Source organism: Burkholderia sp. MSMB617WGS, assembly GCF_001532025.2.
GTDB classification, from domain to species: Bacteria; Pseudomonadota; Gammaproteobacteria; order Burkholderiales; family Burkholderiaceae; genus Burkholderia; species Burkholderia savannae.
Map to the genome: position 1 here is coordinate 2,375,198 of NZ_CP013457.1, position 23,275 is coordinate 2,398,472.

The 23,275-nt window shown below is 65.4% G+C and carries 22 protein-coding genes and 2 tRNA genes; 10 read left to right on the plus strand and 14 right to left on the minus strand.

Annotated features, from left to right (window positions below; genetic code table 11):
• Positions 1 to 158 precede the first annotated feature (158 nt).
• On the minus strand, positions 159 to 1,058 hold the full coding sequence (locus tag WT60_RS11660; RefSeq protein ID WP_059670364.1) for a LysR family transcriptional regulator: 900 nt from the start codon (positions 1,056 to 1,058) through the stop codon (positions 159 to 161).
• Positions 1,059 to 1,475: 417 nt separating this feature from the next.
• Between WT60_RS11660 and WT60_RS11670 the strand changes: the two genes are divergently transcribed.
• On the plus strand, positions 1,476 to 1,877 hold the full coding sequence (locus WT60_RS11670) for a transposase (RefSeq protein ID WP_038743276.1): 402 nt from the start codon (positions 1,476 to 1,478) through the stop codon (positions 1,875 to 1,877).
• Between the two features lie 202 nt (positions 1,878 to 2,079).
• Positions 2,080 to 2,331 carry a hypothetical protein gene (locus WT60_RS35145; RefSeq protein WP_038743277.1) on the plus strand — a complete coding sequence of 84 codons (252 nt, stop codon included), beginning with the start codon at positions 2,080 to 2,082 and terminating at the stop codon, positions 2,329 to 2,331.
• A 161-nt stretch (positions 2,332 to 2,492) separates the two neighbouring features.
• On the opposite strand, the gene WT60_RS11680 is transcribed toward WT60_RS35145, so the two are convergent.
• On the minus strand, positions 2,493 to 2,810 hold the full coding sequence (locus WT60_RS11680; RefSeq protein WP_038743279.1) for a hypothetical protein: 318 nt from the start codon (positions 2,808 to 2,810) through the stop codon (positions 2,493 to 2,495).
• 200 nt (positions 2,811 to 3,010) lie between these two features.
• Here WT60_RS11680 and WT60_RS11685 point away from each other — a divergent pair, with 200 nt between their 5' ends.
• The 3 genes from WT60_RS11685 (at position 3,011) to WT60_RS11695 (ending at position 4,669) form a co-directional block, all read left to right on the plus strand.
• Positions 3,011 to 3,733 carry a YdcF family protein gene (locus tag WT60_RS11685; RefSeq protein ID WP_038743280.1) on the plus strand — a complete coding sequence of 241 codons (723 nt, stop codon included), beginning with the start codon at positions 3,011 to 3,013 and terminating at the stop codon, positions 3,731 to 3,733.
• A gap of 257 nt (positions 3,734 to 3,990) precedes the next feature.
• Complete coding sequence (locus tag WT60_RS11690) at positions 3,991 to 4,263, plus strand: hypothetical protein (protein WP_038743282.1); 273 nt, start codon at positions 3,991 to 3,993, stop codon at positions 4,261 to 4,263.
• Between the two features lie 148 nt (positions 4,264 to 4,411).
• On the plus strand, positions 4,412 to 4,669 hold the full coding sequence (locus WT60_RS11695) for a hypothetical protein (protein WP_038743283.1): 258 nt from the start codon (positions 4,412 to 4,414) through the stop codon (positions 4,667 to 4,669).
• A 48-nt stretch (positions 4,670 to 4,717) separates the two neighbouring features.
• Here WT60_RS11695 and WT60_RS11700 read toward each other — a convergent pair whose 3' ends face one another.
• Positions 4,718 to 5,008 carry an antibiotic biosynthesis monooxygenase gene (locus tag WT60_RS11700; RefSeq protein ID WP_038743285.1) on the minus strand — a complete coding sequence of 97 codons (291 nt, stop codon included), beginning with the start codon at positions 5,006 to 5,008 and terminating at the stop codon, positions 4,718 to 4,720.
• 552 nt (positions 5,009 to 5,560) lie between these two features.
• Entirely contained in the window at positions 5,561 to 6,772 is a 1,212-nt protein-coding gene (bamC, locus tag WT60_RS11705) for an outer membrane protein assembly factor BamC (RefSeq protein ID WP_038744503.1), read from the minus strand.
• Between the two features lie 311 nt (positions 6,773 to 7,083).
• Between bamC and WT60_RS11710 the strand changes: the two genes are divergently transcribed.
• The 5 genes from WT60_RS11710 (at position 7,084) to WT60_RS11725 (ending at position 12,505) form a co-directional block, all read left to right on the plus strand.
• The gene (locus WT60_RS11710; RefSeq protein WP_059583154.1) at positions 7,084 to 7,581 is read left to right on the plus strand and encodes a DUF2844 domain-containing protein; all 498 of its coding nucleotides are present in this window, start codon (positions 7,084 to 7,086) and stop codon (positions 7,579 to 7,581) included.
• A 10-nt stretch (positions 7,582 to 7,591) separates the two neighbouring features.
• Entirely contained in the window at positions 7,592 to 8,812 is a 1,221-nt protein-coding gene (locus WT60_RS11715; protein ID WP_060355988.1) for a DUF3443 domain-containing protein, read from the plus strand.
• Positions 8,813 to 8,996: 184 nt separating this feature from the next.
• A tRNA-Pro gene (locus tag WT60_RS11720) sits at positions 8,997 to 9,073 on the plus strand.
• 471 nt (positions 9,074 to 9,544) lie between these two features.
• On the plus strand, positions 9,545 to 10,192 hold the full coding sequence (locus WT60_RS33585; protein ID WP_145986774.1) for a hypothetical protein: 648 nt from the start codon (positions 9,545 to 9,547) through the stop codon (positions 10,190 to 10,192).
• Positions 10,193 to 10,351: 159 nt separating this feature from the next.
• Positions 10,352 to 12,505: a hypothetical protein gene (locus tag WT60_RS11725; RefSeq protein WP_060355987.1), complete on the plus strand. Its 2,154-nt coding sequence runs from the start codon at positions 10,352 to 10,354 to the stop codon at positions 12,503 to 12,505.
• Between the two features lie 152 nt (positions 12,506 to 12,657).
• On the opposite strand, the gene WT60_RS11730 is transcribed toward WT60_RS11725, so the two are convergent.
• The 10 genes from WT60_RS11730 to WT60_RS11775 all read right to left on the minus strand — a co-directional run bounded on the left by WT60_RS11730 (position 12,658) and on the right by WT60_RS11775 (position 23,243).
• Positions 12,658 to 13,062 (minus strand): MerR family transcriptional regulator, encoded by a 405-nt coding sequence (locus WT60_RS11730; protein ID WP_038751229.1) that lies wholly within the window; start codon positions 13,060 to 13,062, stop codon positions 12,658 to 12,660.
• A gap of 57 nt (positions 13,063 to 13,119) precedes the next feature.
• A complete protein-coding gene (locus WT60_RS11735; protein WP_038751231.1) occupies positions 13,120 to 13,524 on the minus strand; it encodes an integration host factor subunit alpha in 405 nt (134 codons plus the stop codon).
• A 72-nt stretch (positions 13,525 to 13,596) separates the two neighbouring features.
• The gene (gene pheT / locus WT60_RS11740; protein WP_060355986.1) at positions 13,597 to 16,029 is read right to left on the minus strand and encodes a phenylalanine--tRNA ligase subunit beta; all 2,433 of its coding nucleotides are present in this window, start codon (positions 16,027 to 16,029) and stop codon (positions 13,597 to 13,599) included.
• A gap of 87 nt (positions 16,030 to 16,116) precedes the next feature.
• Complete coding sequence (gene pheS, locus WT60_RS11745) at positions 16,117 to 17,130, minus strand: phenylalanine--tRNA ligase subunit alpha (RefSeq protein WP_060355985.1); 1,014 nt, start codon at positions 17,128 to 17,130, stop codon at positions 16,117 to 16,119.
• Positions 17,131 to 17,278: 148 nt separating this feature from the next.
• Positions 17,279 to 17,638, minus strand: coding sequence for a 50S ribosomal protein L20 (rplT, locus tag WT60_RS11750; protein WP_004192938.1), 360 nt, complete (start codon positions 17,636 to 17,638; stop codon positions 17,279 to 17,281).
• A gap of 30 nt (positions 17,639 to 17,668) precedes the next feature.
• The gene (gene rpmI / locus WT60_RS11755; protein ID WP_004191477.1) at positions 17,669 to 17,866 is read right to left on the minus strand and encodes a 50S ribosomal protein L35; all 198 of its coding nucleotides are present in this window, start codon (positions 17,864 to 17,866) and stop codon (positions 17,669 to 17,671) included.
• 195 nt (positions 17,867 to 18,061) lie between these two features.
• On the minus strand, positions 18,062 to 18,586 hold the full coding sequence (infC, locus tag WT60_RS11760; RefSeq protein WP_081464034.1) for a translation initiation factor IF-3: 525 nt from the start codon (positions 18,584 to 18,586) through the stop codon (positions 18,062 to 18,064).
• Positions 18,587 to 18,635: 49 nt separating this feature from the next.
• Positions 18,636 to 20,543, minus strand: coding sequence for a threonine--tRNA ligase (gene thrS / locus WT60_RS11765; RefSeq protein WP_059645726.1), 1,908 nt, complete (start codon positions 20,541 to 20,543; stop codon positions 18,636 to 18,638).
• Positions 20,544 to 20,814: 271 nt separating this feature from the next.
• A tRNA-Val gene (locus tag WT60_RS11770) sits at positions 20,815 to 20,891 on the minus strand.
• A gap of 108 nt (positions 20,892 to 20,999) precedes the next feature.
• On the minus strand, positions 21,000 to 23,243 hold the full coding sequence (locus WT60_RS11775; RefSeq protein ID WP_059645734.1) for a bifunctional (p)ppGpp synthetase/guanosine-3',5'-bis(diphosphate) 3'-pyrophosphohydrolase: 2,244 nt from the start codon (positions 23,241 to 23,243) through the stop codon (positions 21,000 to 21,002).
• Between the last annotated feature and the right edge of the window lie 32 nt (positions 23,244 to 23,275).

Consider the following 23,275-nt stretch of genomic DNA (forward strand, 5'->3'; position numbering starts at 1 on the left):
GGCCGGAAAAAAGACCGCGGCCGCGCGTCCCGCCGCATTCGCAATCGGCGCGCCCGCCCATTCGAACGACGATCCGCCCCGCCCCGAACGCCGCGAAAAGCGCCGCGCCGCCGCGCGCCGGCACGCATCGAACCGGCCCGCGCGGCCGCGCCCTCAGCTCAGATATCCTCGACGCGCGCCGGCATCTCCTTGACGAGCCCCCAGACCGCATCCGCCGCCGGAGACAGCGAGCGGTCGCGCCGCCGCACGAGCTCGACGGTGCGCTCCGCACGCGGCGTCAGAGGCCGCGCGACGAGCGACGAGCCGGCCGGCAGCGGCAACGACAGCCACGGCAGCACGCTCACGCCGACGCCCGCCTCGATGAGGCCGAACACCGTGGCCGAATGCCCGAGCTCCTGCACGACGGCCGCCGCGACCCGGTGAGTCGCGAGCGCCGCGTCGATCAGCGGCCGGCTGCCCGACGCATAGTCGAGCAGCACCAGCCGCTCGCCCGCGAGCGCCGTCCATGGCACCCGCTCGCGCGCGGCGAGCGGGTGATCGGCGCGCGCGACCAGGCAGAACGAGTCGGTCATCAAGGGTTCGTTGATCAGATCGCTCGTCGCGAGCGGCCCGATCACGACGCCGAAATCGACCTCGCCCGATTTCACCTTGCGCAGCACGTCGCTCTGCACGTCGTCGCGCAGGCCAAGCGCGACGAACGGAAAGCGCCGCTCGCACGCGGCGACGACGCGCGGCATCAGCCGGCACGCGATCGTCGGGCTGGCCGCGACGATCACGCGCCCGCGACGCTGTTCGCCGATCTCGCGGATTTCGCGCAACGTGTCGTCGAGGTCGCCGAGCAGGCGCGACACGCTCGCAATCAGATTCGTGCCGACGTCGGTTAGTTGCACGTCGCGCGTCGTCCGGTCGATCAGCTTGAGCCCGATCTCGCCCTCCAGCTCGCGCACCGAGCGGCTCACGGCCGATTGCGTGAGGCCGATTTCGTCGCCCGCCCGGCTGAAGCTCTTGAGCCGCGCCACTTCAATGAACACGCGCAATTGCCTCAGCGTGATATTCATGGGATTCCCTCATCAATCGAACGCATCAATGCGCAATTGTATTGTGCCCGCGCGATCCCGTGCCGTGTGTCGGTGCGGTGCAGCACACGGCCGAAACGCACGTCTCACGGGCCAGACTGCACAAGATTGGTGATTGTCCTTATTTGCTCGACGTCCATTTTGGCGTCTTATACGCCCCTAGCTGACGCGGCTGTCAGCTCGCTGCCAGGCGGCTTTGGGGCGGTCGTCGCCAACGTGGCACGCTTCCTGCGTTAGCAGGCGCACAGGGCTGCGGGCTTTCGAACTTCTCGCGGCGGATCGCGCAACATCCGCCGCTCCATGAAGCCGACGCCTTCACCCGGCACTCGTTGAATCGAGTGCTCATTGAGTGCGCAGCGCAGGGCGGCGCACCGGAGTTAGCTTCGCTGAGGTGAGGACATGATGCTGTTCGACGATTTGAGAGACAACGAATGGGCGCTGGTCGAGGGACTGTTCTGCTCCGAGCCCGCACGCAGTGAACGCCGTGGTCGTCCCCGCGTGGAAGCCCGCTCGGTGGTGAACGCCGTTCTTTGGGTGCTGTCGACGGGCGAAGGCTGGTCGAAGCTCCCCGGCCGCTATCCGTCGCCGCCGACTTGCCGTCGACGCTTCGACGAATGGCAGGCCGACGGCACGCTCGCCGAAGTGGTGAAGCGCCTCGGCTCCAGCGGCCGCCAGATTTCGTTGCGCGGACGCATCGGCGCAAGCGCGGTGAAGCCGCCCGCCCCGCCGAGCCGCGACCGACTGCGCGGCGCGTTCTGGACCAATCCGGAATCCTGGCGCGCTCCCGTCAAGATGGCATGAATTCGATTTCTGGGCGGCATCGGCCGCCCAGAATCATTTTTGGCGCCCGCCGCGGCGCATGGCCACCCATTCGCACGGACTCCTGACGATGCGATCCGGCGATACATCTATTTACTAATATTTACAGCGCGCCTTCGCTCCCCCGCATAACGTAGCGGTATACGAACGAGCCGTTCGACGGCTTGAAAGGGAGCTCCCAACGATGAAACCCATGTCACTTCTCACGGCATGCGGCATTGTCGTTTCGCTGGCGCTCGCCGCTCCTTCGCGCGCCGATCAATTTTCTCCGAAGCAGCACGGACAGCGAGAACAAGCCGCCCGCACGCAAGCGGGCGCGGCCGCGCGCGGCGCACGGCCAAACGTGCCGCGCGGCGATCTGCGCGGCGACATCGCCAGCAACGCGCGCGCGCGCAACGACGCGCAACGTCCGCCGAGTTATACGAACCACCCCTGAAGCGACAACGGGAAAAATCCGCACCCCCGGGAACTGCGCGGCGCGCGCCGAGTCTCATCGTTGCCATGAGCACAGCGTGGCAGCAGCAATGTACCCGGTACCGCCCGTATCCTCGCGATACGGGCTTTTTTTCGTGCGGAAAATGCAGCGCGAAGCCGGCGCTACAAGCGACTCTCGAGAATCGACACGGCGCTCGCTTCGCTGAGCGCGTAATCTTCGATCCGGCGCGCCTCCCAGTCGGGCTGCCTCTCGTCTCGCTCGAGCCGTGCGAATTCGGCTCGACCATTGTCCGTCAGAACGGCGATATCGACGGGCGCGTGGAAACCGGGCGCGGGCGCGACAGTCTTCTGCCGAACCGTATCCATCAAGCCGAGCGCACGCAGGTATTCGAACACACCCGGACGCCTCGCCCACGGAACCTGACGGTACTGGACGCGCCTCAGCGCGTCGAGCACTGCTTCGTTGGAATACGTGGCCATCTCGATTCTTTCTTAAAGTGCGGCGACATTGCAGAGCGGCTCCGCCAAGCGGACTCCTCGCCCGCCGGCACCGCCACGCAGCTCAAGAGGGGTCCTTATAATCCCTCCACTTCTTCCGACCCGTTCCCCGATGCTTCGTTCGCGTAAAGCAGGGACAGATCGCCAATCGTTTCCCAAAGAACTACCTTACCGCAATCAAATTGATTCTGTTTATTTCATTTGGAATTCTCTTCGTCGTTTTTCTGCTCTGCCGCAAACGCCGCGGGGCCTCCGCGATACTCGCGATCGGCATCTTGCTCCTATGGTCGATCGCTTCGGGCTGGCTCGCCGCACCGCTCATCGCGCTCGCCGAATCGGGCGTGCGACCGGTCGCGCATCCGGCGATGACGGGCGAAACGGCAATCGTGATGCTCGGCTCGGGCATCAAGCGCCGCGACGGCATCGCGTTGCCGCCGCGCGACGCGCTCGCCCGCATCGACAAGACAGCCGAACTTTATTCGGCATGCCAACGAACAGCGACGCGCTGCACGGTCGTCGTGTCGGGCGGCGATCCGCAGGTGCGCGGCGTCACGGAAGCGGACACGTATGCGCCCTATCTGCTCGCGCGCGGCGTCGCGAACGGCGACCTGATCCGCGAGAAGCGCAGCCACACGACCTACGAGAACGCGCGTTTCACTGCTCCCATATTACGCGCCCAACATTACGATGATCTGATTCTCGTCACTTCGTCATATCAGATGAAACGCGCGCTGCTCGATTTCGGCCGATTCGGGATCGTGCCGCAGCCTGTCTACGCGAATCGCAGGAACGCGCAGCTCGGCTGGCTGCCGCGCGCGGCCAACCTCGTCAACGCGGAGCAGGCGCTGCACGAAATCGTCGGTGTCGCGCAGTTCCACGTGTATCGCCGTCTCGGCTGGTTCTAGCGGCGCATGCGACATTCGGCGCACATTCGGCGCGCCCGATCGTCGCGGCTCCAATGCCGCCAGCCCCCCCATTCTGCGCACGCGAATGGCGCGGCGATGACGGGTTGCCTCACTGTTGCGCCCGATCCACGCCACCAGGCGCCATGACGCAATCGAATGCACTGATCCGTCACTTTTGATAAACTCGCCTCACTCGATTGCAGACGCCAGACAAATCGGCAACACTCGGGTCCATCACCACTTAGCGGAGGTAAGCAATGAAGAAGATGACCATGGCTATCCTGGTATCGATGTCGGCTCTGGCTGGCGCAGCGCATGCGCAAGAGAGCACGGAAATCAGGACGATCACCGATCCGGCAAAGATTGCAGAAATCGAGCAACGCGCACAAGCGCTGCAACAACAGCAGGCAGCCGAGCCGGCCGCCGAGGCGAAACCGATGCACGAGCAGCACAAGCATCACGCGAAGAAGGCTCATAAGGGCGCGAAGAAAGCCGCCAAGGCGGCTCCCGCGAGCGACGCCGGCCAATAAGCACGGCACGCCCCGCTTGCGCGAAAGCCGAATCCGGCATGCCGGGTTCGGCTTTTTCATTGGCGCGCCCCAATGAGCGCGTAGCGCATTATGCTAAAGTCGCGCACCGTACTTTTCCAACCGTGCGCACTCCGGTGCGGAGGACTGAATGAGCAACATCCAACTCGACATCGAATGGACCGAAGCCGCGACGCGCAAGATCAAGCAACTGATGCCGCGCGGCTCCGACGACGCGTTCCTCGCGCTGCCGCCGATCGAATGCCTGCCGACGGAAGGCGACGTGCTTTTCCTCGGTCCGCAGGGCAAGCAGCAGCCGTTCATCGTCGCTGAGCGGCAATACCACCATGACGGCGACGCCGACTGGACGATCATCCTGATTCTCGACGTCCCGAACGCATCGCACTGATCGCCGATGCGCCCATCGGGCCGCGCGACGCGCGGCCCGCCCTCTTCGCTACGCGATCTTCGACGCGACGCGAATTTCCGAACTCTCGATCCAGTCCGCCGCCGCGCGCTTGTACGCGTCGATGTGAGCGGAACGCGCATGGGCGGCGAGCGCCGCCTCGCTGGCCCAACGCTCGATGAAGATGAAACGGCGCGGCTCATGGAGATCGCGGTGCAGATCGTATTGCAGCGCGCCCTCTTCGTTGCGCGTCGGCCCGACGATTCCCTCGAGCTGCTCCAACAGTTTTGCTTCCGCGCCCGGCTTGGCGACGATGAACGCGACGACGGCGACTTCGGACATGCAGATCTCCTTTGCTGCGTGACAAAGGGCTCAGCATACGCGAATCGACACGAGCGGGCTTTCGCGCATTCACGCCCGACCACCCAAAAAAATAGCCCGCGCTTCACGAGAAGCGCGGGCAAAACCGTCGCCCTACGAGGATAGGCGACGGGGCCACCGAGACCCGCGCGAACGCACGGGTCGTCGTCCAGTACGGCAGCTTCGCCGGCAACGGCGACTGCCTGAAACGTCGACATCCACACTAGGCGGGAGGCACGCATAGCCGAGCCAGGCTGTTTTCTTGGCGCCCTCCCTGATTGCTTGGTTGACGATAGATAGAGCAGCTTCCGTGCCAACTGAAGGCCACCCATCAAACGATTGATTTTTAACGATTAATCCTCAAACGCCAGACAGAAATGTGCATTCATTCCATTCGTTACGGGGTGACGTTACGTAACGCGACGAATGCATGACAAGCGCTCGAGTCCGCATCGACGGCCGGCCGCGGGCACAAAAAAGCCCGCCGAAAGGCGGGCTTGGCGGGTTCGGCGGCGAACGCCGCGCGCCTCGACGTCAGCGCAGCTGATTGACGAGCAGCGACATGATTTGCCGCGCGGGCGCCGATGCGTCGACACCGCCCTTCTCGTCCACGATCGCCACGCGCGTCTGGCCCTCGGTGATCGCCTTCACGTTGACGAGGTACTGCTTCGCCTTCTTCTCCTTCTTGCCGTGGAACAGCTGGCTCCAGAAGCCCTGCTCCTCGACGCTCAGATCCTTCGGATCGACGTAGCGCACGTAATAAAGGCCCTTCGTGCGATCGCGATCGTCGACCGTGAAATTCGCGCGATCGAGCGCGAGGCCGACGTGCAGCCACGAGCGATCGTACGGCTCCGCGAGCGTCACTTCGGGCGGCACGTCGGGCAGCGCGCTCGCATCGCCCGGACCGCGCGATGCGGATGCGCTCGCGACGTTCTGCGCGGCGATCGCCGCCGCGGCATCCTTGCTCTTGCCGCTCGACGCCTTCGCGCTTTTCGACGGCGCCGCATCGTCGGTGATCGGCACGCCGCCCGCCTTCACACGCGCATCGTTCTGCGCGAGCACGGCCATCAGGCGCTTCAGGTATTCGGTTTCAAGGCCCGGATCGTTCGCCTTCGGCTCCCACTTGCTCGAGTCGTTGTTCGCGCCCGTCAGCGCCTCGCGCATCCCCTTCTGGCTGATGAAGACGTACGTGCCGCCGTTCGGCGCCGCGTCGAGGCGCGTGCGGTACTTGTTGCGCTCCGCCGTGACGTACGAGTTGCCCATCGCTTTCGAGATCACGCCCCGAATCAGGCCGTCGTTGATCTGCGGATGCGTTTCGTTCCAGTCGGTTTCCATCACGCCTTTGTCGCGCTGCTCGACGACGAGCAGGAAGCCCTGCTCCTGCCAGAAGCGGCGCACCTGGGGCCAGATTTGCGCCGGCGCCTTGTCGTCGATCACGAGCCAGCTTTCGCTGCCGTCGCGCTGGATGCGCATGCCGGGGACGACGGGCGCGACCGCGTCGGTGGGCGGCGCGACCTGCTGCACCTGCTGCAGGCTGGAAAGCGACGTCGCGCCGCCCTGCGGCGGCAACGACCGCTGATCCGGCGTCTCGTCGAGCATGTTGGGCGGCACCGCGAGCGACACCTCCTTCGATTTCGAATCGCTCTTGTAGTCGATTTTCGTAGGCGACGGCGTACTGCAGCCGGCAACGAACACGCCGGTTGCAAGCAGTGCTGCGAACCGCTTGGTAAGACGAAGATCAGTCATGTTCAGGGAATCCTTCCACTAGGTCACGGCGACTTTTCCGTGAGTCAACTTTCTATTTTACCGGTCCGGCGGCGGACCGTGCAAAAAGCGCGCGGTCTCATTTGTGCGCTTTCGTATGCGCCCATCGCGTCGCTCGCTCGCGCATGGCCCGTCCCGCGTGCGCGACGGCGAAGCGGCGCATGGCGACTCGCATTGCCGCCTAGGGATAACGAGCATCCGGCACCCGAAATTTCGGCCTCAGCGCGCGCCGGGACTCACTATCATTGATTGGACAGTGACCCCAGCCGTATTCACCTGCGGAGGGCAGTCGCATGAACAACAAGCAGTCACCTTCTCCGACGCGGCGCGGCCCGGCGCATGCCCTTCTCGTGGTCGCAGTCGCCGCCGCCGTCGCGCTCGCCCCCGTCGCCGCGCACTCGCAACTCGGCGGCATCGCCCCGAACCCGTCGGCGCGCATGTTCGCGCAAGGGGCGACCGCGCTCTTCGACGGCGCCGTCACGATGCGCAGCTACGTCGACACGGGCGGCACGACGATTCGCGAGTACGCGACGCGCACGGGACAGATCTTCGCGTACACGTGGGACGGGCCGACATCGCCGAACCTGCGGCAGTTGCTCGGCGAGCGCTTCGCGATCTACCAAGGCCACGCCGTCGCGACCGATCCGCGCGTCCGCGCGGGACTCCATGCCGGACGCGTCGCGCAAGCCGACTTCGTCGTCGAAGCCGGCGGCCGCATGCGTGCGTACGTCGGCCGCGCGTGGCTGCCCGGCGCGGTGCCGGCCGGCGTGTCGATCGACGCTCTGCGGTGAGGAGACGGCCATGACCCTCAAGATCGCGTGGTGCGTCGCCGCGCTCGCCGCGATGCTCGCCGCGATGCTCGCCGCATGCGGTGGCGGCGGCGGTGGCGGCTCGGCGACGCCGAACTCGAACGGCAACGGCAACGGCGTCGCGCCGTCCAGCGCGGCGAACGTGCAGCCCGTCACGGTGTCGGCGGGCGTGACGGGTGCGGCGAACATGCTGATGACGAGCGTCACCGTGTGCGTGCCGAACACGAACGACTGCCAGACGCTCGACAACGTGCAGATCGACACCGGCTCGGAGGGCTTGCGCATCCTCGCGGCCGCGCTGCCGCCGAGCGTCGCGCTGCCGATCGCGGCGGCCGCGAACGCGCCGATCACGGGCGCATGCGCGGTGTTCGGCACGGGCTTCACGTGGGGCGCCGTGCGTCGCGCCGACGTGAAGATCGCAGGCGAAGTCGCGGCGAACATCCCGATCCAGGTGATCGCCGACCCGAGCACGCCGAACACGCCAGCCGATTGCACGCAAAGCGCCGGGCCGATGCAAACACAAGGCACGCTGCGCGCGAACGGGATTCTCGGCATCGGTCTTTTCACCACGGACTGCGGCCCCGCGTGCGCCAACAGCGCGTTGTCCGGCTGGTATTACGCATGCGCGACGGATGGCTCATGCACGAGCACGTCGCAGCCGATTGCGCAACAGGTCGCGAATCCGGTCGGCGCGTTCGCGAGCGACAACAACGGCTCGGCGATCGTGCTGCCCGCGATCCCGGCAACAGGCTCGGCGACGGTCAACGGCTCGCTCGTCTTCGGCATCGGCACGCAGACAAACAACGGACTCGGCTCGACGACGACGCTCGCGACGATCTCGTCGGGCGCCTACGTGACGAGCGTGCTCAACGGCAACACGAACATGCGCACGTTCTTCGACAGCGGCTCGAACGGGATCTTCTTCGCGGATGCCTCGCTGCCGCAATGCGGATCGTGGTTTTGCCCCGGCAGCACGCAGACGTTCGGCATCACGCTCACGAGCGGCAACGGCACGCCGACCAAAGCGACGACGTTCCAGGTCGCAAGCTCGCAAGTGCTGTTCTCCACGTTCAACTTCGCGTTCGACGATCTCGCGGGCCCGATCGGCAACGTCGTCGATCTGGGGCTGCCGTTCTTCTATGGACGCAGCGTCTATACCGCGATCGAAGGGAGAGCAACGCCCGCGGGACCCGGGCCGTACTATGCGTTCTGAAGGAACGCGCGGAAGATGCGATCGTGCGGCGCGCGGCGCGAAACGCATCGACGCATTGATTCGCGTGCCGATGCGATTGATCCGCAACGGCGTCGCGCGCGAATAGGCATCGTGCCGGCGTCGAACAGAATTTGCATCCGAGCAGTTCTATTTGAGAAAAGTGTCTGTTATACTTTCACGCTTTCGGGGCGTAGCGCAGCCTGGTAGCGTACCTGCATGGGGTGCAGGTGGTCGGAGGTTCAAATCCTCTCGCCCCGACCAAGATCAAACCCGCGTCAGCCATGGCTGACGCGGGTTTTTTTTGCGGCGATGTTCTAGCGATCCGCGCGCGATCTTGAGCACAATCGCCCATGTCGAGGACACGCGAACACGATCCCGATGCAGCGCTACGATGCACTGCCAAACACAACAAACAGGAACAGCAAATTCATGAAACTGGCCATTCTCATTGTCATGTTGGCGGCACTTGCAGGATGCATCGGCGTGAGCATTCAACCGACGGCGGACGGCGGCTATAAAGTCGGCCCCGCCGCAACAGGTGGCTTCTGACGTACCAGGCAACAGCCCCACCGCTGCCGATCGATGCGCGCGACGCGCCGCCCGTTCCGAGACGCGCACGACTCGGAAACGGACGACTCGTCGCAGGACGTCCCGCGATCCATCGTCCGCATCGCGCGCTTCGCAACGCCAGAATTCGGGCAATAGCCCCCGCGAACTCGACCGCCCCGACGCATGGAAGCAAGCTCGAAGGGCGCGCCAGACATTGCAATGCGCAGCGCGAGTGTGGTCACGCGTCCATGCGTCACCAGCCTCGTCGGCAAAAACAAGCGTCTCGCCGCATCACATGCTGCTCCAGCGTTCACGCCGACGCTCACACCCGCTTCATCCCCGCACCAACAGCCTGCCGAAGACGCGCTCGTCAAGCCGTTTGCGCGCGAGCGACATCGGCCTCCCAACTTCCCGGCGACGCAGCACTTCTTCGGCCGACGGGCGCGCGCCGCATGGGGGATCGCATCAACACCCCCTCTCGACGCATCGCACATCCGCATGCCCGCGCCGGCATCGATCCGAACGCTCCCGCGTCGATTGCGATCCGAATATGCCGCGCGCGAGCCGGATACCGGCGCGCGACGCATTTCTCCGGCCGCGACGCGGCTCCACGCCGCCACCAGCGACGCACGCAACGCCCACCTGGGCTCGCCCGGACACCACGGTCGACATCCCTTCGGCGGAAGCACTTCACATGATTTCGCGTCACGGATCACGGCCCGCGCGTCATACGAGCGTTTGATTCGTATCATTGCCATCGCGACATCCGCGCCGCAACGCGCCATCTTGCAGCGCAGCACGCCGGGCCGATGTTTGGTGCCGCTCCTCTAGCGCGGCTATGCCACACTGCCGCCAAACATCGGCGCCAGCCGACGCGCGCGCTCGCGCGCCAGTCACGACAAAGATAGGGAGACATCAACGATGCGGACACAGGTCCAGCGCGCCCAGCGCACGCCGCCGTTTCACCGTACGCGCGGCGCATGGCGCGCCATGTGCACGGCCATTTCGGCTTCACGCTGGTTCCTGCGCTCGTGCGCGGGAACGGCGGTCACGCTCGCCGTTCTGAGCGCGGGATGCGCGGAATCGACGCCCAAGACCGATCGCGGCAGCGCCACGTCGACGGCGATCGAGCGCGCGAAGGCCGATCGCGTCGCGCGCGAGCAGCAGATCGCACGGACCGTGCCGACGCTCGCGTCGATCAAGGTCGACCAGCTACGCCCGCTCACGCTGCGCGATTCCGGCCAGAGCGGCACGCTCGCGTTCCTGCGCGAAGTCGATTTCCGCATCGTCGGCGATCTCGGCTTCCTCGTCCACGAGTTGTCGGCGACGCTCGTGCCGACTCGTCCCGGCGCACCCGCCGTCTTCGACGATCCGACGAGCTTCGACATCGCCGTGCACCACGGCACCGTGACGCTCGACGATACGAAGCTCAACGCGCTCTTCGGCGGCTACATCTTCGGCTACCGCAATGCGCCGCTGCGAAACGTGCGCGTGACGGCGGGCGAAGGCTTCCTCGACATCCGCGGCGAAATGCAGCGAGACGGCTGGGTGCCGTTCTCGCTGAGGGGCAAGCTGGAGATTCGCGACGGCTCGACGCTCGTCTTTCGCCCGACCGACGTGCACGTCTCGGGCATCGACGCGGGCCCCGTGATGCGGGCCGCGAAAGTGCAAGTGTCGGATCTGCTGAAGATCGACACGCCGATCGTGAAGCTGAACGGCAACGATCTCGTGCTGAACGTGGACAAGCTGCTGCCGCCGCCCCATCTGAAGATCAACATCATCGCGCTGAAACTCACGCCCGCCGGCCTCGACCTCGTGCTCGACGACGGCACGAAGGCGGGCTTCACGATGCCGGAGAACGCGCCGAAGCACGCGATGTATCTGCGCGGCGGCGACGTGAAATTCATGCGCACGATGCCGATGAACGCGGACATCGTGATCTATCCGCCGCGCGAGTCATCGCCGGACGACGCGTTCGTGTTCGACATGTATCACTACCGCGAGCAGCTCGTCGCCGGCTATTTCAACTTCGAGCCGAGCGGCGCGCTGTCGATCCTGATGCCGTCGTACCGGCAGGTCGCGCGCCCCGCCGCACCGGGCATCGGCAGCGCGTCCGCGCGGATGAACGACAGCCTGATCGACGCGCAGCAGTCGAACCTGAACGAAGCGCGCCGCCAATGGGAGGCATTCGCGATCGCACCGCACGGCGGCGCGCCGCAGTCCAACTTCCGCAAGGTGGCCGCGCGGCCGGGCGGCGACGTGACGGCCTTCGGCCCGCGCCATATCTCGAACGGCACGACCACGATCCACCTGCACAACGCCGATTTCTACATCGCCGGCAACATCGGCTTTCGCGTCGACGATCTCGTCGTCCAGCTCGTCGCGAAACGCGCGGGCGAGCCCGTCGACCTCGACGATCCGAATCAGTACGACATCCGCATCGTGAGCGGCTCGGTGCTCGCGCCGTGGGACGCGATGTCCGACCTCTTCAACCGCCATCTGCTCGACTATTCGCCGCGCTCGCTGAACGATCTGAAGCTGAGCGCCGACGGCGACATGCTGCGCGTGCAGGGCGGCCTCAAGCTGTGGAACCAGGTGCCGCCCGGCGTGTGGCTGCCGGCCGACATGAAGGGCACGCTGTCGCTCCTCGACGATCGCCATCTCGCGTTCACGCCGACGCAGGTGTCGGTGCTCGGTGTGCCGCAGGCGAAGCTGCTGCGCGCGCTCGGCATCGAGCTGTCGTCGCTCGCGCCGCTCAAGCGTCGCGGCGCCGAGCTGCGCGGCAATGCGCTCGTGCTCGACCAGTACACGGTGTTCCCGTCGCCCATGCTGGTCGGCCACATGTCGCAGGCGACGGTCGAGCCGGACGGCCTGCGCCTCACGTTCCGCCCGGCGCCGAACGCGCCCGTGCTGCGCCCGCCCGCGAACCTTCCGAACAGCTACCTGTGGCTCGAAAGCGGCGATACGAAGATGTTCAACGTCCTCGTGCTGAACATGCGCATTCTCGTCGAGGACACGACGAAACAGCGGGTGCGCTTCGATCTCTACGACTACCGCGACGTGGTCTCGCGCGGTGCGGTGCGGATGGTGCACGACGGCACGCTGTACGTCGACGTCGGCAAGAAGGACCCGCTCGCGCGGTGATTCGCGCCGCGCGCGGCGCGGCCTCCGCGGGGAAACAGCGCGAAAAAAAGCCCGTGCGATCCAAGGTTCGCACGGGCTCGTCTACGATTGCCGGCCACTTGCCGCTCGAGGCGCGCGGCCTCGGCACATCCTGCGCTCCCTCGACGCCGCGCTCAGCCGCGCTTGAGGCTGTCGATCACGTCGAGAAGCGCCCGGCGCAACTGCGCGACGTCGATCGTGTCGCCCGTTGCCGGCTCGGCCGCATGCTGCTCCAACTCGCCCGGCTCGGGCGGCGCTCTCCGCTCGCTGCCGACCGTGTCGAGCCGGTTGCGCGCGCCGTTGATCGTGAAGCCCTGCTCGTACAGCAGCTCGCGAATCCGCCGGATCAGCAGCACCTCGTGGTGCTGGTAGTAGCGGCGGTTCCCCCGCCGCTTCACCGGGCGCAGCTGCGTGAACTCCTGCTCCCAATACCGCAGCACGTGGGGCTTCACGCCGCACAATTCGCTCACTTCCCCGATCGTGAAGTAGCGCTTCGCGGGAATCGGAGGCAGCACGACTTTCTCAACCGTCGACGTCATCGTCAGTTAACCGTCGGTAAGGGCGCGGGCGCTCCGCGCAGGTGGCGAAGCGCCGGCTCAGCGCACGAGATCCGATTCGGCGCCGTTTTCGACGAGCGCCTTCAGCTTCTGGCTCGCGTGGAACGTCACGACACGGCGCGCGGCGATCGGAATCGCCTCGCCCGTCTTCGGATTGCGCCCCGGCCGCTGCGGCTTGTCGCGCAGCTGGAAATTGCCGAAGCCGGACAGCTTCACGCTCTCGCCATTCTCGAGGGCATCGCGGATCACCTCGAAGAACGCCTCGACCATGTCCTTCGCCTCGCGTTTGTTGAGGCCGACGCTGTCGAACAGCAGCTCGGCCAGCTCGGCCTTCGTCAGCGTCGGCGTATCGCCGGCGGGCGGCGACGCCGGGACGTCGCGGGACATGGCGCTGCGCTGCGCCGTCAGAAGGGCTTCAAATTCACTCGAGTTCATGTCGTTCATATCTGCAAAACTAGCGCGTCAAACTTGGACAAAAACACTGACGAAAGCGGCGGCTTCCGCCACTTTCGCGCCCTATCCGCGCAAACGCGCGCCATAGACTCGAGCCATGCGATCCACGAGGGTCTGAATCGCCAGATCGACCGTCTCGTCCTGCAAGGTTCCGGCCGCATCCTGCAGCGTGACGCGGAACGCAAGGCTTTTCTCGTGGGCTGACAACCCACTGGAAGTATTTGATTTTGCACGAAATTCATCAAAGAGCGCAACCTTCTGGACGAACTTGCACGCGTCTTCGGCAAGCGCCTTCTTCATCTCGTCGAAAAGCGCCTGCACTTCGACCTTCTGGTCTACCACGACCGCGATGTCGCGACGCACCGGCGGGAACTTCGACACCTCGGACGGCGCGGGCAGCGCGCGCGCGACAAGCGCGTCCGCGTCGATCTCGAACATCACGGGCGCGTGCGGCAGCTCGTACTTCTGCATCAGGCGCGGGTGCAGCTCGCCGATCCAGCCGACCGCGCGGCCGTCGACTTCGATCTGCGCGCTGCGCCCCGGATGCAGCGCCGCATGCTCGGCCTTCACGAAGCGCGCCGCGACGGGGGCCAACAGCGCCTCGAGATCGCCCTTCACGTCGAAATAATCGACCTGGCGCGTCGCCACGCCCCACTGCTCGTCCGCAACGGGCCCGTACGCGAGCGCGCCGACGCGCTTCGGCTGCGCGTAGCCTTCGACCGCGAGCTCGCCCGCCTTCACCGCAGGATCGGCGACGAACACGCGCCCCGTCTCGAACACGCGCACGCGATCGGCGCGGCGGTTCAGGTTGTGGCGCAGCACGCCGACGAGGCTGCCGAACAGCGTCGTGCGCATCACGGAGAGCTGGCTCGCGATCGGGTTCAGCAGACGCACCGGCTCGTCGTTGCCGGCGAAGTCGCGCTCCCACTCGGCATCGACGAAGCTGAAGTTGACCGTTTCCGCGTAGTCGCGCGCGGCGAGCGCGTGACGGATCGCGTGAATCGAGCGGCGCGTCTCGTCGGTCGCGCGCATCTCGCTCGTCGCGACGGGCGGGCGCGCGGGAATCTTCTCGAAGCCGTGAATCCGCGCGACTTCCTCGATCAGATCCTCTTCGATCTCGATGTCGAAGCGGTGCGGCGGCGGCGTCACGCTGAACACGTCGCCGTCGCGCTCGAATGCGAGGCCAAGGCGCGTGAAGATTTGCGCGACTTCGTCGCCGCCGATCTCGACGCCGATGATCCGGTTCGCGCGCGACACGCGCATCGTGACGGGCGCGCGCTGCGGCAGGTTCGCGATCTGATCGTCGACGGGGCCCGCCTGGCCGCCGCAGATGTCGAGGATCAGCTGCGTGATCCGCTCGACATGCTCGACGGTCGTCGAGTAATCGACGCCGCGCTCGAAGCGATGCGCCGCGTCGGTCGAGAAGTTGTACTTGCGCGCGCGGCCGCGGATGCTGTCCGGCCACCAGAACGCCGCTTCGAGATAGATGTTCGTCGTGTCGAGCGTGACGGCCGTGCTGTCGCCGCCCATGATGCCCGCGAGGCTCTCGACTTGGGCGTCGTCGGCGATCACGCCGACCGTCTCGTCAAGCTCGACCGTGTTGCCGTTCAGCAGCTTGAGCGATTCGCCGCGCGTGCCCCAGCGCACGCGGATGCCGCCGTGGATCTTGTCGAGATCGAACACGTGCGACGGGCGGCCCAGCTCGAACATCACGTAGTTCGAGATGTCGACGAGCGCGGACACGCTGCGCTGGCCGGCGCGCTCGAGGCGCTCGACCATCCATCGCGGCGTCTTCGCGCGCGCGTTCACGCCGCGGATCACGCGGCCGGAGAAGCGGCCGCACAGGTCGGGCGCGGCAATCTCGACGGGCAGCGTCTCCGTCAGCTCGGCGAGAACCGGCCGGATGTCGGGCGCCGTGAGCGGCGCGCCCGTGATCGCGGCCGTCTCGCGCGCGATACCGAACACGGACAGGCAGTCCGCCTTGTTCGGCGTCAGCTTGATTTCGAAGACGGTGTCGTCGAGGTTCAGCGCTTCCCGGATGTCCTGGCCGACGGGCGTGTCCTCCGGCAGGATCATGAGACCGCTGTGGTCCTCGGAAAGCTTCAGCTCGCGCGCCGAGCAGAGCATCCCCTGGCTCTCGACGCCGCGCAGCTTCGACAGCTTGATCGCGAACGGCACGCCGCCTTCCTCGGCGGGCGGCAGCTTCGCGCCGACGAGCGCGACGGGCACCTTGATGCCCGGCTCGACGTTCGGCGCGCCGCAGACGATCTGCAGCGTCGCGCCCGTGCCGGCGTCGACCTGGCAAACGTTGAGCTTGTCCGCATCCGGATGCTTGACCACCTCGAGCACGCGGCCGACGACGATCTTCTCGGTCGGCGCCGCCGCCGGGCGCAGCGACTCGACCTCGAGCCCCGCCATCGTCAGCGCGTGCGACAGTTCGTCCGTCGTCAGTTGCGGATCGACAAAGGTTCTCAGCCAGGATTCAGGGAATTGCATGGATATCCACGTTCGAAACAGGTTAGATCGAGGCCCGGCGCGCCGCCTCGGTGGGCCGGCCGGGCGCGGAGCGGGACGGTCGCGCCGTTACGCGAACTGCCGCAGGAAGCGCAGGTCGTTCTCGAAGAACAGACGCAGGTCCTGCACGCCGTAGCGCAGCATCGTCAGCCGCTCGAGGCCGCTGCCGAACGCGAAGCCGATGCAGCGCTCGGGGTCGAGGCCCATGTTGCGAATCACCGCCGGATGCACCTGGCCGGAGCCGGAGATCTCGAGCCATTTGCCCGCGTTCTTGCCGTGCTCGAACATCATGTCGATCTCGGCCGACGGCTCGGTGAACGGGAAGTACGACGGACGGAAGCGCACGAGGATGTCGTCGCGCTCGAAAAATTTCTTCAGGAAATCAGTGTAGACGCCCTTCAGGTCGGCGAAGCTGACGTTCTCGTCGATCCACAGGCCTTCGACCTGGTTGAACATCGGCGAGTGCGTCGCGTCGCTGTCGACGCGGTACGTGCGGCCGGGCGCGATCACCTTGATGGGCGGCCGGTTCATCCGCGCGTAGCGGACCTGCATCGGGCTCGTGTGCGTGCGCAGCAGGAGCGGACGGCCGTCGGCATCCTTGCCGTCGACGTAGAACGTGTCCTGCATCGAGCGCGCCGGATGGTTCTCCGGGCTGTTCAATGCGGTGAAGTTGTACCAATCGGTTTCGATCTCGGGGCCGTCGGCCACGTCGAAGCCGATCGAGCGGAAAATCTGTTCGACGCGCTCCCACGTGCGCATCACCGGATGGAGGCTGCCCGCGCCCGTGCCGCGCCCCGGCAGCGTGACGTCGATCGCCTCGGCGGCGAGACGCTGGTTCAGGAGCGCGTCGGCGAGCGCCTGGCGGCGCGCGTTCAGCGCGGCTTCGACCTGCTGCTTCGCGACATTGATGCGCGCGCCTTCCGTCTTGCGCGCCTCGGGATCGAGCTTGCCGAGGCCCTTCAGCAGCTCGGTCAGCGCGCCCGACTTACCGAGAAACCGCGCCTTCTCGTTCTCGAGCGTGGTGATATCCGCAGCCCCTTCGAACGACTGCTGCGCGTCGGCGACAATCTGGTCCAGATCCATTGATCCCATCACTTCCAACGTCAGTTGTGCTCGTCGAGCGAAACGCCCGACCCAACAAAAAAGGGGCTCGGAAGAGCCCCGTTTTCGCTGCAGCGGCCGCGACTACCGGAACATCGCTGCAGCTCACCACGCAGTGCTAATTTCGCAATTAGGCTGCAACGGCGGCTTTCACCTGCTTCACGATCGCGGCAAAAGCTGCCTTGTCGAACACCGCCATGTCGGCCAGCACCTTGCGGTCGAGTTCGATCGACGCCTTCTTCAGGCCGTTGATGAACACGCTGTAGGTCATGTCGTGCTGACGCACGGCCGCATTGATACGCGTGATCCACAGTGCGCGGAACACACGCTTCTTGTTGCGACGGTCGCGGTACGCATACTGGCCAGCGCGCATCACCGCCTGCTTGGCGATGCGGTAGACGTTGTTGCGGCGGCCGCGATAACCCTTGGCCAGGTTGATGATCTTCTTGTGACGGGCCCGTGCGGTTACCCCACGTTTGACTCGAGGCATGTTTCTCTCCTGTGAGTATCGGTTGAGGGGTTACGCGAACGGGAGCATCGCGCGGACGGAGTTCAGATCGGAATCATGAACTGCCGTGGCGCCGCGCAGGTGACGCTTGTTCTTCGTGGTTTTCTTGGTCAGGATGTGACGCTTGAAGGCTTGACCGCGCTTGACGGTGCCGCCCGGACGCACCACGAAGCGCTTTGCAGCGCTCTTCTTGGTCTTCATCTTAGGCATGACGAACAACTCCAGTTTATTTGATGGAGGTGGGTGTGCGGTTGGCTTGCGCCCTCAACCCGCCCTTCGGAACCCAGTCCACTTGTGTACGGCGCGTGCGCTCGCGCGACCGCCGTCGTTTCAGGCACGCCGCCCCGACCGGACGACGCGCCGAACCACTTCACCGAGCCGCCGCGCACGCGCGCGGCACGCCCGTTACTTCTTCTTTTTCGGCGAGAGCACCATGATCATCTGGCGCCCTTCCATTTTCGGCATCTGCTCGACCTGACCGACTTCGTCGAGGTCGGTGCGCAGACGCTCGAGCATCCGCATGCCGATTTCCTGGTGAGCCATTTCACGGCCGCGGAAACGCAACGTGATCTTCGTCTTGTCGCCTTCCTCGAGGAAGCGCACCAGATTGCGAAGCTTGACGTTGTAATCGCCGTCATCGGTCCCTGGGCGGAATTTCACTTCCTTGACCTGGATGACCTTTTGCTTGAGCTTCGCCTCGTGCTGCTTCTTGGCTTCCTGGTACTTGAACTTGCCGTAATCCATCAGACGGCAAACCGGCGGAGCCGCTTGCGGCGCAATCTCCACCAGGTCAACATCCAGTTCTTCCGATTTACGGAAAGCCTCGGCGAGTTTCACGATGCCGATGGGCTCGCCATCGACCCCGACCAGACGCACTTCCGGTGCAGTGATTTCACCGTTGATGCGATGCGACGACTTATCAGTAGCGATGTTACGTTTCCTCTAAAAATTAAAAAAACGAGCCGCGCTGCCAGGGCGGTTACTTGAACGTCCGAATGTCCTCATGCAGACGCTCAACGAAGGCTTCGACGGGCATCACACCCAGATCGACGCCGCCACGGGCACGCACGGCTACCGTTTGTGCTTCACGCTCTTTATCGCCTACAACGAGCAGATAGGGAACTTTTTCGAGCGTGTGCTCGCGTATTTTATAGCTAATTTTCTCGTTGCGCAAATCGGCTGACACTCTAAGCCCTTGTTTTTGCAACGATTGAGCAACAGTCTGAGCATATTCCGCCTGACTTTCGGCGATATTCAGCACAACCGCGTGGACGGGCGCGAGCCAAACCGGCATTGCACCAGCGTGGTGCTCGATCAGAATCCCGAGAAAACGCTCCATCGAGCCGACGATCGCACGGTGAAGCATCACCGGCCGGCGGCGGCTGTTGTCCTCGGCGACGTACTCGGCGCCGAGCCGCTCGGGCAGCATCATGTCGAGCTGCAGCGTGCCGCACTGCCACGAGCGACCGAGCGCGTCCTTGATGTGGTACTCGATCTTCGGACCATAGAACGCACCCTCGCCCGGCAGTTCCTCCCACGCCAGGCCGCACGCCTTCAGCGCATTGCGCAGCCCCTCCTCCGCGTGCTCCCACGTCTCGTCCGAGCCCATCCGCTGCTCCGGGCGCAGCGACAGCTTGATGTCGATGCGCTCGAAACCGAAATCCTCGTAGACGCTCATCGCGAGCTTGTTGAACGCGATCGCCTCGGCGTTGATCTGGTCTTCCGTGCAGAAAATGTGCGCATCGTCCTGCACGAAGCCGCGCACGCGCATCAGCCCGTGCAGCGCGCCCGACGCCTCGTTGCGGTGGCACGAGCCGAATTCCGCGTAACGCAGCGGCAGATCGCGATACGAGCGCAAGCCGTGCTTGAACACCTGCACGTGGCCCGGGCAGTTCATCGGCTTGACCGCGTAGTCGCGCTTCTCCGACTCCGTCGTGAACATGTTCTCGCGATAGTTCTGCCAGTGGCCGGACGCCTCCCACAGCGAGCGGTCCATGATCATCGGCGTCTTGATCTCGAGGTAGCCGGCCGCGTCGAGACGGCGGCGCATGTACTGCTCGACCTGCTGCCACAGCGTCCAGCCCTTCGGGTGCCAGAACACCATGCCGGGCGCCTCCTCCTGGATGTGGAACAGGTCGAGCTGCTTGCCGAGCTTGCGGTGGTCGCGCTTTTCCGCCTCTTCGAGCATGTGCAGGTACGCATCCTGGTCTTCCTTCTTCGTCCAGGCCGTGCCGTAGATCCGCTGCAACTGCTCGTTCTTCGAATCGCCGCGCCAATATGCGCCCGCGACCTTCATCAGCTTGAAGACCTTCAGCTTGCCCGTCGACGGCACGTGCGGGCCGCGACACAGATCGGTGAAGGCGCCGTGCGAATACAGCTTGATCTCGTCGCTCGCCGGAATCGATTCGATGATCTCGGCCTTGTATTTCTCGCCGATGCTCCGGAAGTACGACGCCGCTTCGTCGCGCGACACGACGCGGCGCGTGACGGCCTCGTCCTTCTTCGCGAGCTCCTGCATGCGCCTTTCGATCTTTTCGAGATCCTCGGGCGTGAAGGGGCGATGGTACGAGAAGTCGTAATAGAAGCCATTGTCGATCACGGGCCCGATCGTCACTTGCGCGTCCGGATACAGTTCCTTCACCGCGTAGGCAAGCAAGTGAGCGGCCGAGTGGCGAATGATGTCGAGGCCGTCGGCGTCCTTGTCGGTGACGATCGCGAGCGATGCATCGCGGTCGATCAGCGCGGACGTGTCGACGAGCTCGCCGTCGAGCTTGCCGCCAAGCGCGGCCTTCGCAAGGCCAGGGCCGATCGACGCCGCCACTTCGGCGACCGTCACCGGATGCTCGTATTGGCGAACCGAGCCGTCGGGCAAGCGTATCGAAACCATATAGCAATCTCCGTGATGCCGTCAGTGAGCGGCAGACTATCTATCAACGCGCGAAAGCGCCAACGAAAACGCGCGACAAAAAAAATGCGGCCCCGCTTTCGAGGGGCCGCATTTCGATACATCAAAACCACAAGGCGAAAACGTTCCTCGACTAGCGTCGCTCCGAATGGGTTTCGGTCAACGTTCGCGGTGTCATAACCGTATTCGCCTTTTGCGTAGAAATTCTCTACTGCCGCCGAAGCCCGACAAATCGAGCTTCGACCGATGTCGTTGGTAGGCTCGATTGGATTCGAACCAACGACCCCCACCATGTCAAGGTGGTGCTCTAACCAACTGAGCTACGAGCCTGAAGAAAGTGAAATTATATGGAGCCCTTTCCGCCCTGGCAAGCGTTTTTGTGCTTTCTGTTCGAAAAAGTTCGCAACCCGTTGCCGCGCGGCGGCGCACGGCCGGCGCTCACGCCTTGCGAGCCGCCCGCACGACGCCCTGAACCTCGCCGAGCAGCGTGCATGCCCGCTGCACCTGCGACGCGCTCGACACCTCGACCGTGAACTGCATGAACGCCGCGTTGCGGCGGCTTTGCGTCTTCACGCCGATCACGTTCATCTTCTCCCGCGCGAACACTTCGGAGATGTCGCGAAGCAGCCCTTGCCGATCGGTCGCCTCGATCATCAGGTCCACCGGATAGACAGACGCGCCGCGCCCGCCCAGCACGTCGGCCGACCAGGTCGTCTGCAGCACGCGCTCAGGCGCGCGCTCGGCCATCCGGCGGAACATCGCGCAATCGCTGCGGTGGATCGACATCCCCTTGCCGCGCGTGACGAAGCCGCTGATCGGATCGGGCGGCGCCGGACGGCAGCAGCGCGCGAGCTGCGTGAGCAGCGCGTCGACGCCGACGACGAGCACGCCCGTCGACGCGCCGTGCGCGACGTTCGCGCCGCTCGCGCGTTTCTCGAAGTTCGCGGGCGCTTCCGGCTCGGGCTCGGGCGCCGGCGCGTCGGACAGCGCCTGCTCGACGTTGCGCAGGCTGAATTCTTCCTTGCCGACGACCGAAAACAGTTCGTCGGGCGACTTGAAGCCGAGCTTCGCCGCGAGATGCTCGAGATTCACCGAGGTCCTGCCCTCGCGCTGCAGCGTCTTCTCGACGAGCGCGCGGCCGTGCGCGATGTTTTCCTGCTGGTCGACCGCGTTGAACCACGCGCGCACTTTCTGGCGCGCACGCGAGCTGTGCAGATAGCCGAGTTGCGAATTGAGCCAGTCGCGCGACGGGCCGCCCTCCTTCACCGCGACGATTTCGACCGTCTGTCCGTTTGCAAGCGGCGTATTGAGCGGCACCATCACGCCGTCGACGCGCGCGCCGCGGCAGCGGTGGCCGAGCTCGCTGTGCAGGTGATACGCGAAATCGACGGGCGTCGCGCCCTGCGGCAGCGCGATCACGCGCGCCTGCGGCGTCAGCACATAGATGTGGTCGTCGTCGAGCGTCGTCTCGCGCAGTTGCGCCCATGCCTCATGACCGATCGCGTCCCCGCCGCCGCTATCCGCGACTTCGTCCTTCCACGCGAGCAGTTGGCGCAGCCAGGCGATCTTCTCGTCGTACTTCTCGCTCGCCGAGAACTGGCCGCCGTAGCCGCGCGCGCCCGCCTCCTTGTAACGCCAGTGCGCGGCGACGCCATATTCGGCGAAGCGGTGCATCTCGTGCGTGCGGATCTGCACTTCGAACGCGCGGCCGTCGTCGCCGATCACGACCGTGTGCAGCGACTTGTACCCGTTCGGCTTCGGCCGGGAGATGTAGTCGTCGAACTCCTTCGGCACCGGCTGCCACAGGTGGTGGACGATGCCGAGCACGGTGTAGCAATCCTTGATGTCCGGCACGATCACGCGAAACGCACGCACGTCGTAGAGCTCGGAGAAGTCGAGCTCCTTGCCGCGCATCTTGCGCCAGATACTGTAGATGTGCTTCGGACGGCCGCTCACTTCGGCCTGGATATGCGCGGCCGCGAGCTCGTGCTGCAGCCGCTCGATCGCCTCGGCAACGTACGCCTCACGCTCGACGCGCTTCTCGTCGAGCAGCTTCGCGATGCGCTTGTAGGTGCCGGGGTCCTCGAAGCGGAACGCGAGATCCTCGAGCTCCCACTTCAGTTGCCAGATGCCGAGCCGGTTCGCGAGCGGCGCGTAGATCTCGAGCGTCTCGCGCCCGACGTCGGGCGGCGGCTCGATTTTCGCGGCCGCATAGTAGCGCAGCGACTGCAGTCGCGACGCGAGCCTGATCAGTACGACGCGGATGTCCTGCGCGAACGCGAGCAGCATCTTGCGCAGCGCCTCGATCTGCGCGCGCCGCTCCGCCTGCGCGTCGCGGCCCGTGTCGACGGGCGCGCTCTGCGCGGCGCGCAGACTCACGGTGCCGAGGCGCAGCAGCTTGCGCACGTCGGTGACGAGGCGCGCCACCTCGTCGCCGAAGCGCTCGGCGATCTGCTTCTCGGGATCGCTCAGATACGGCGCGAGCGCGAAAAGCGCCGCCGCCTGCGTCGCGGGCGGATCGACGTTCAGGCGCTGCATGATCGTCGACGTGCCCGCCGCATGATCGACGAGCAACTCGCCCGACGGCAAGCGCGCGTCGCCCGCGTGCTCGCGCACGAACGCGAGCACGTTGTCGAGCGACGGCGCCGCGGCGGTGGCGCCGGATGCGGAATCAGCTGTCATCGTCGGGTATTGCATGTTGCCTGGAAAAACGT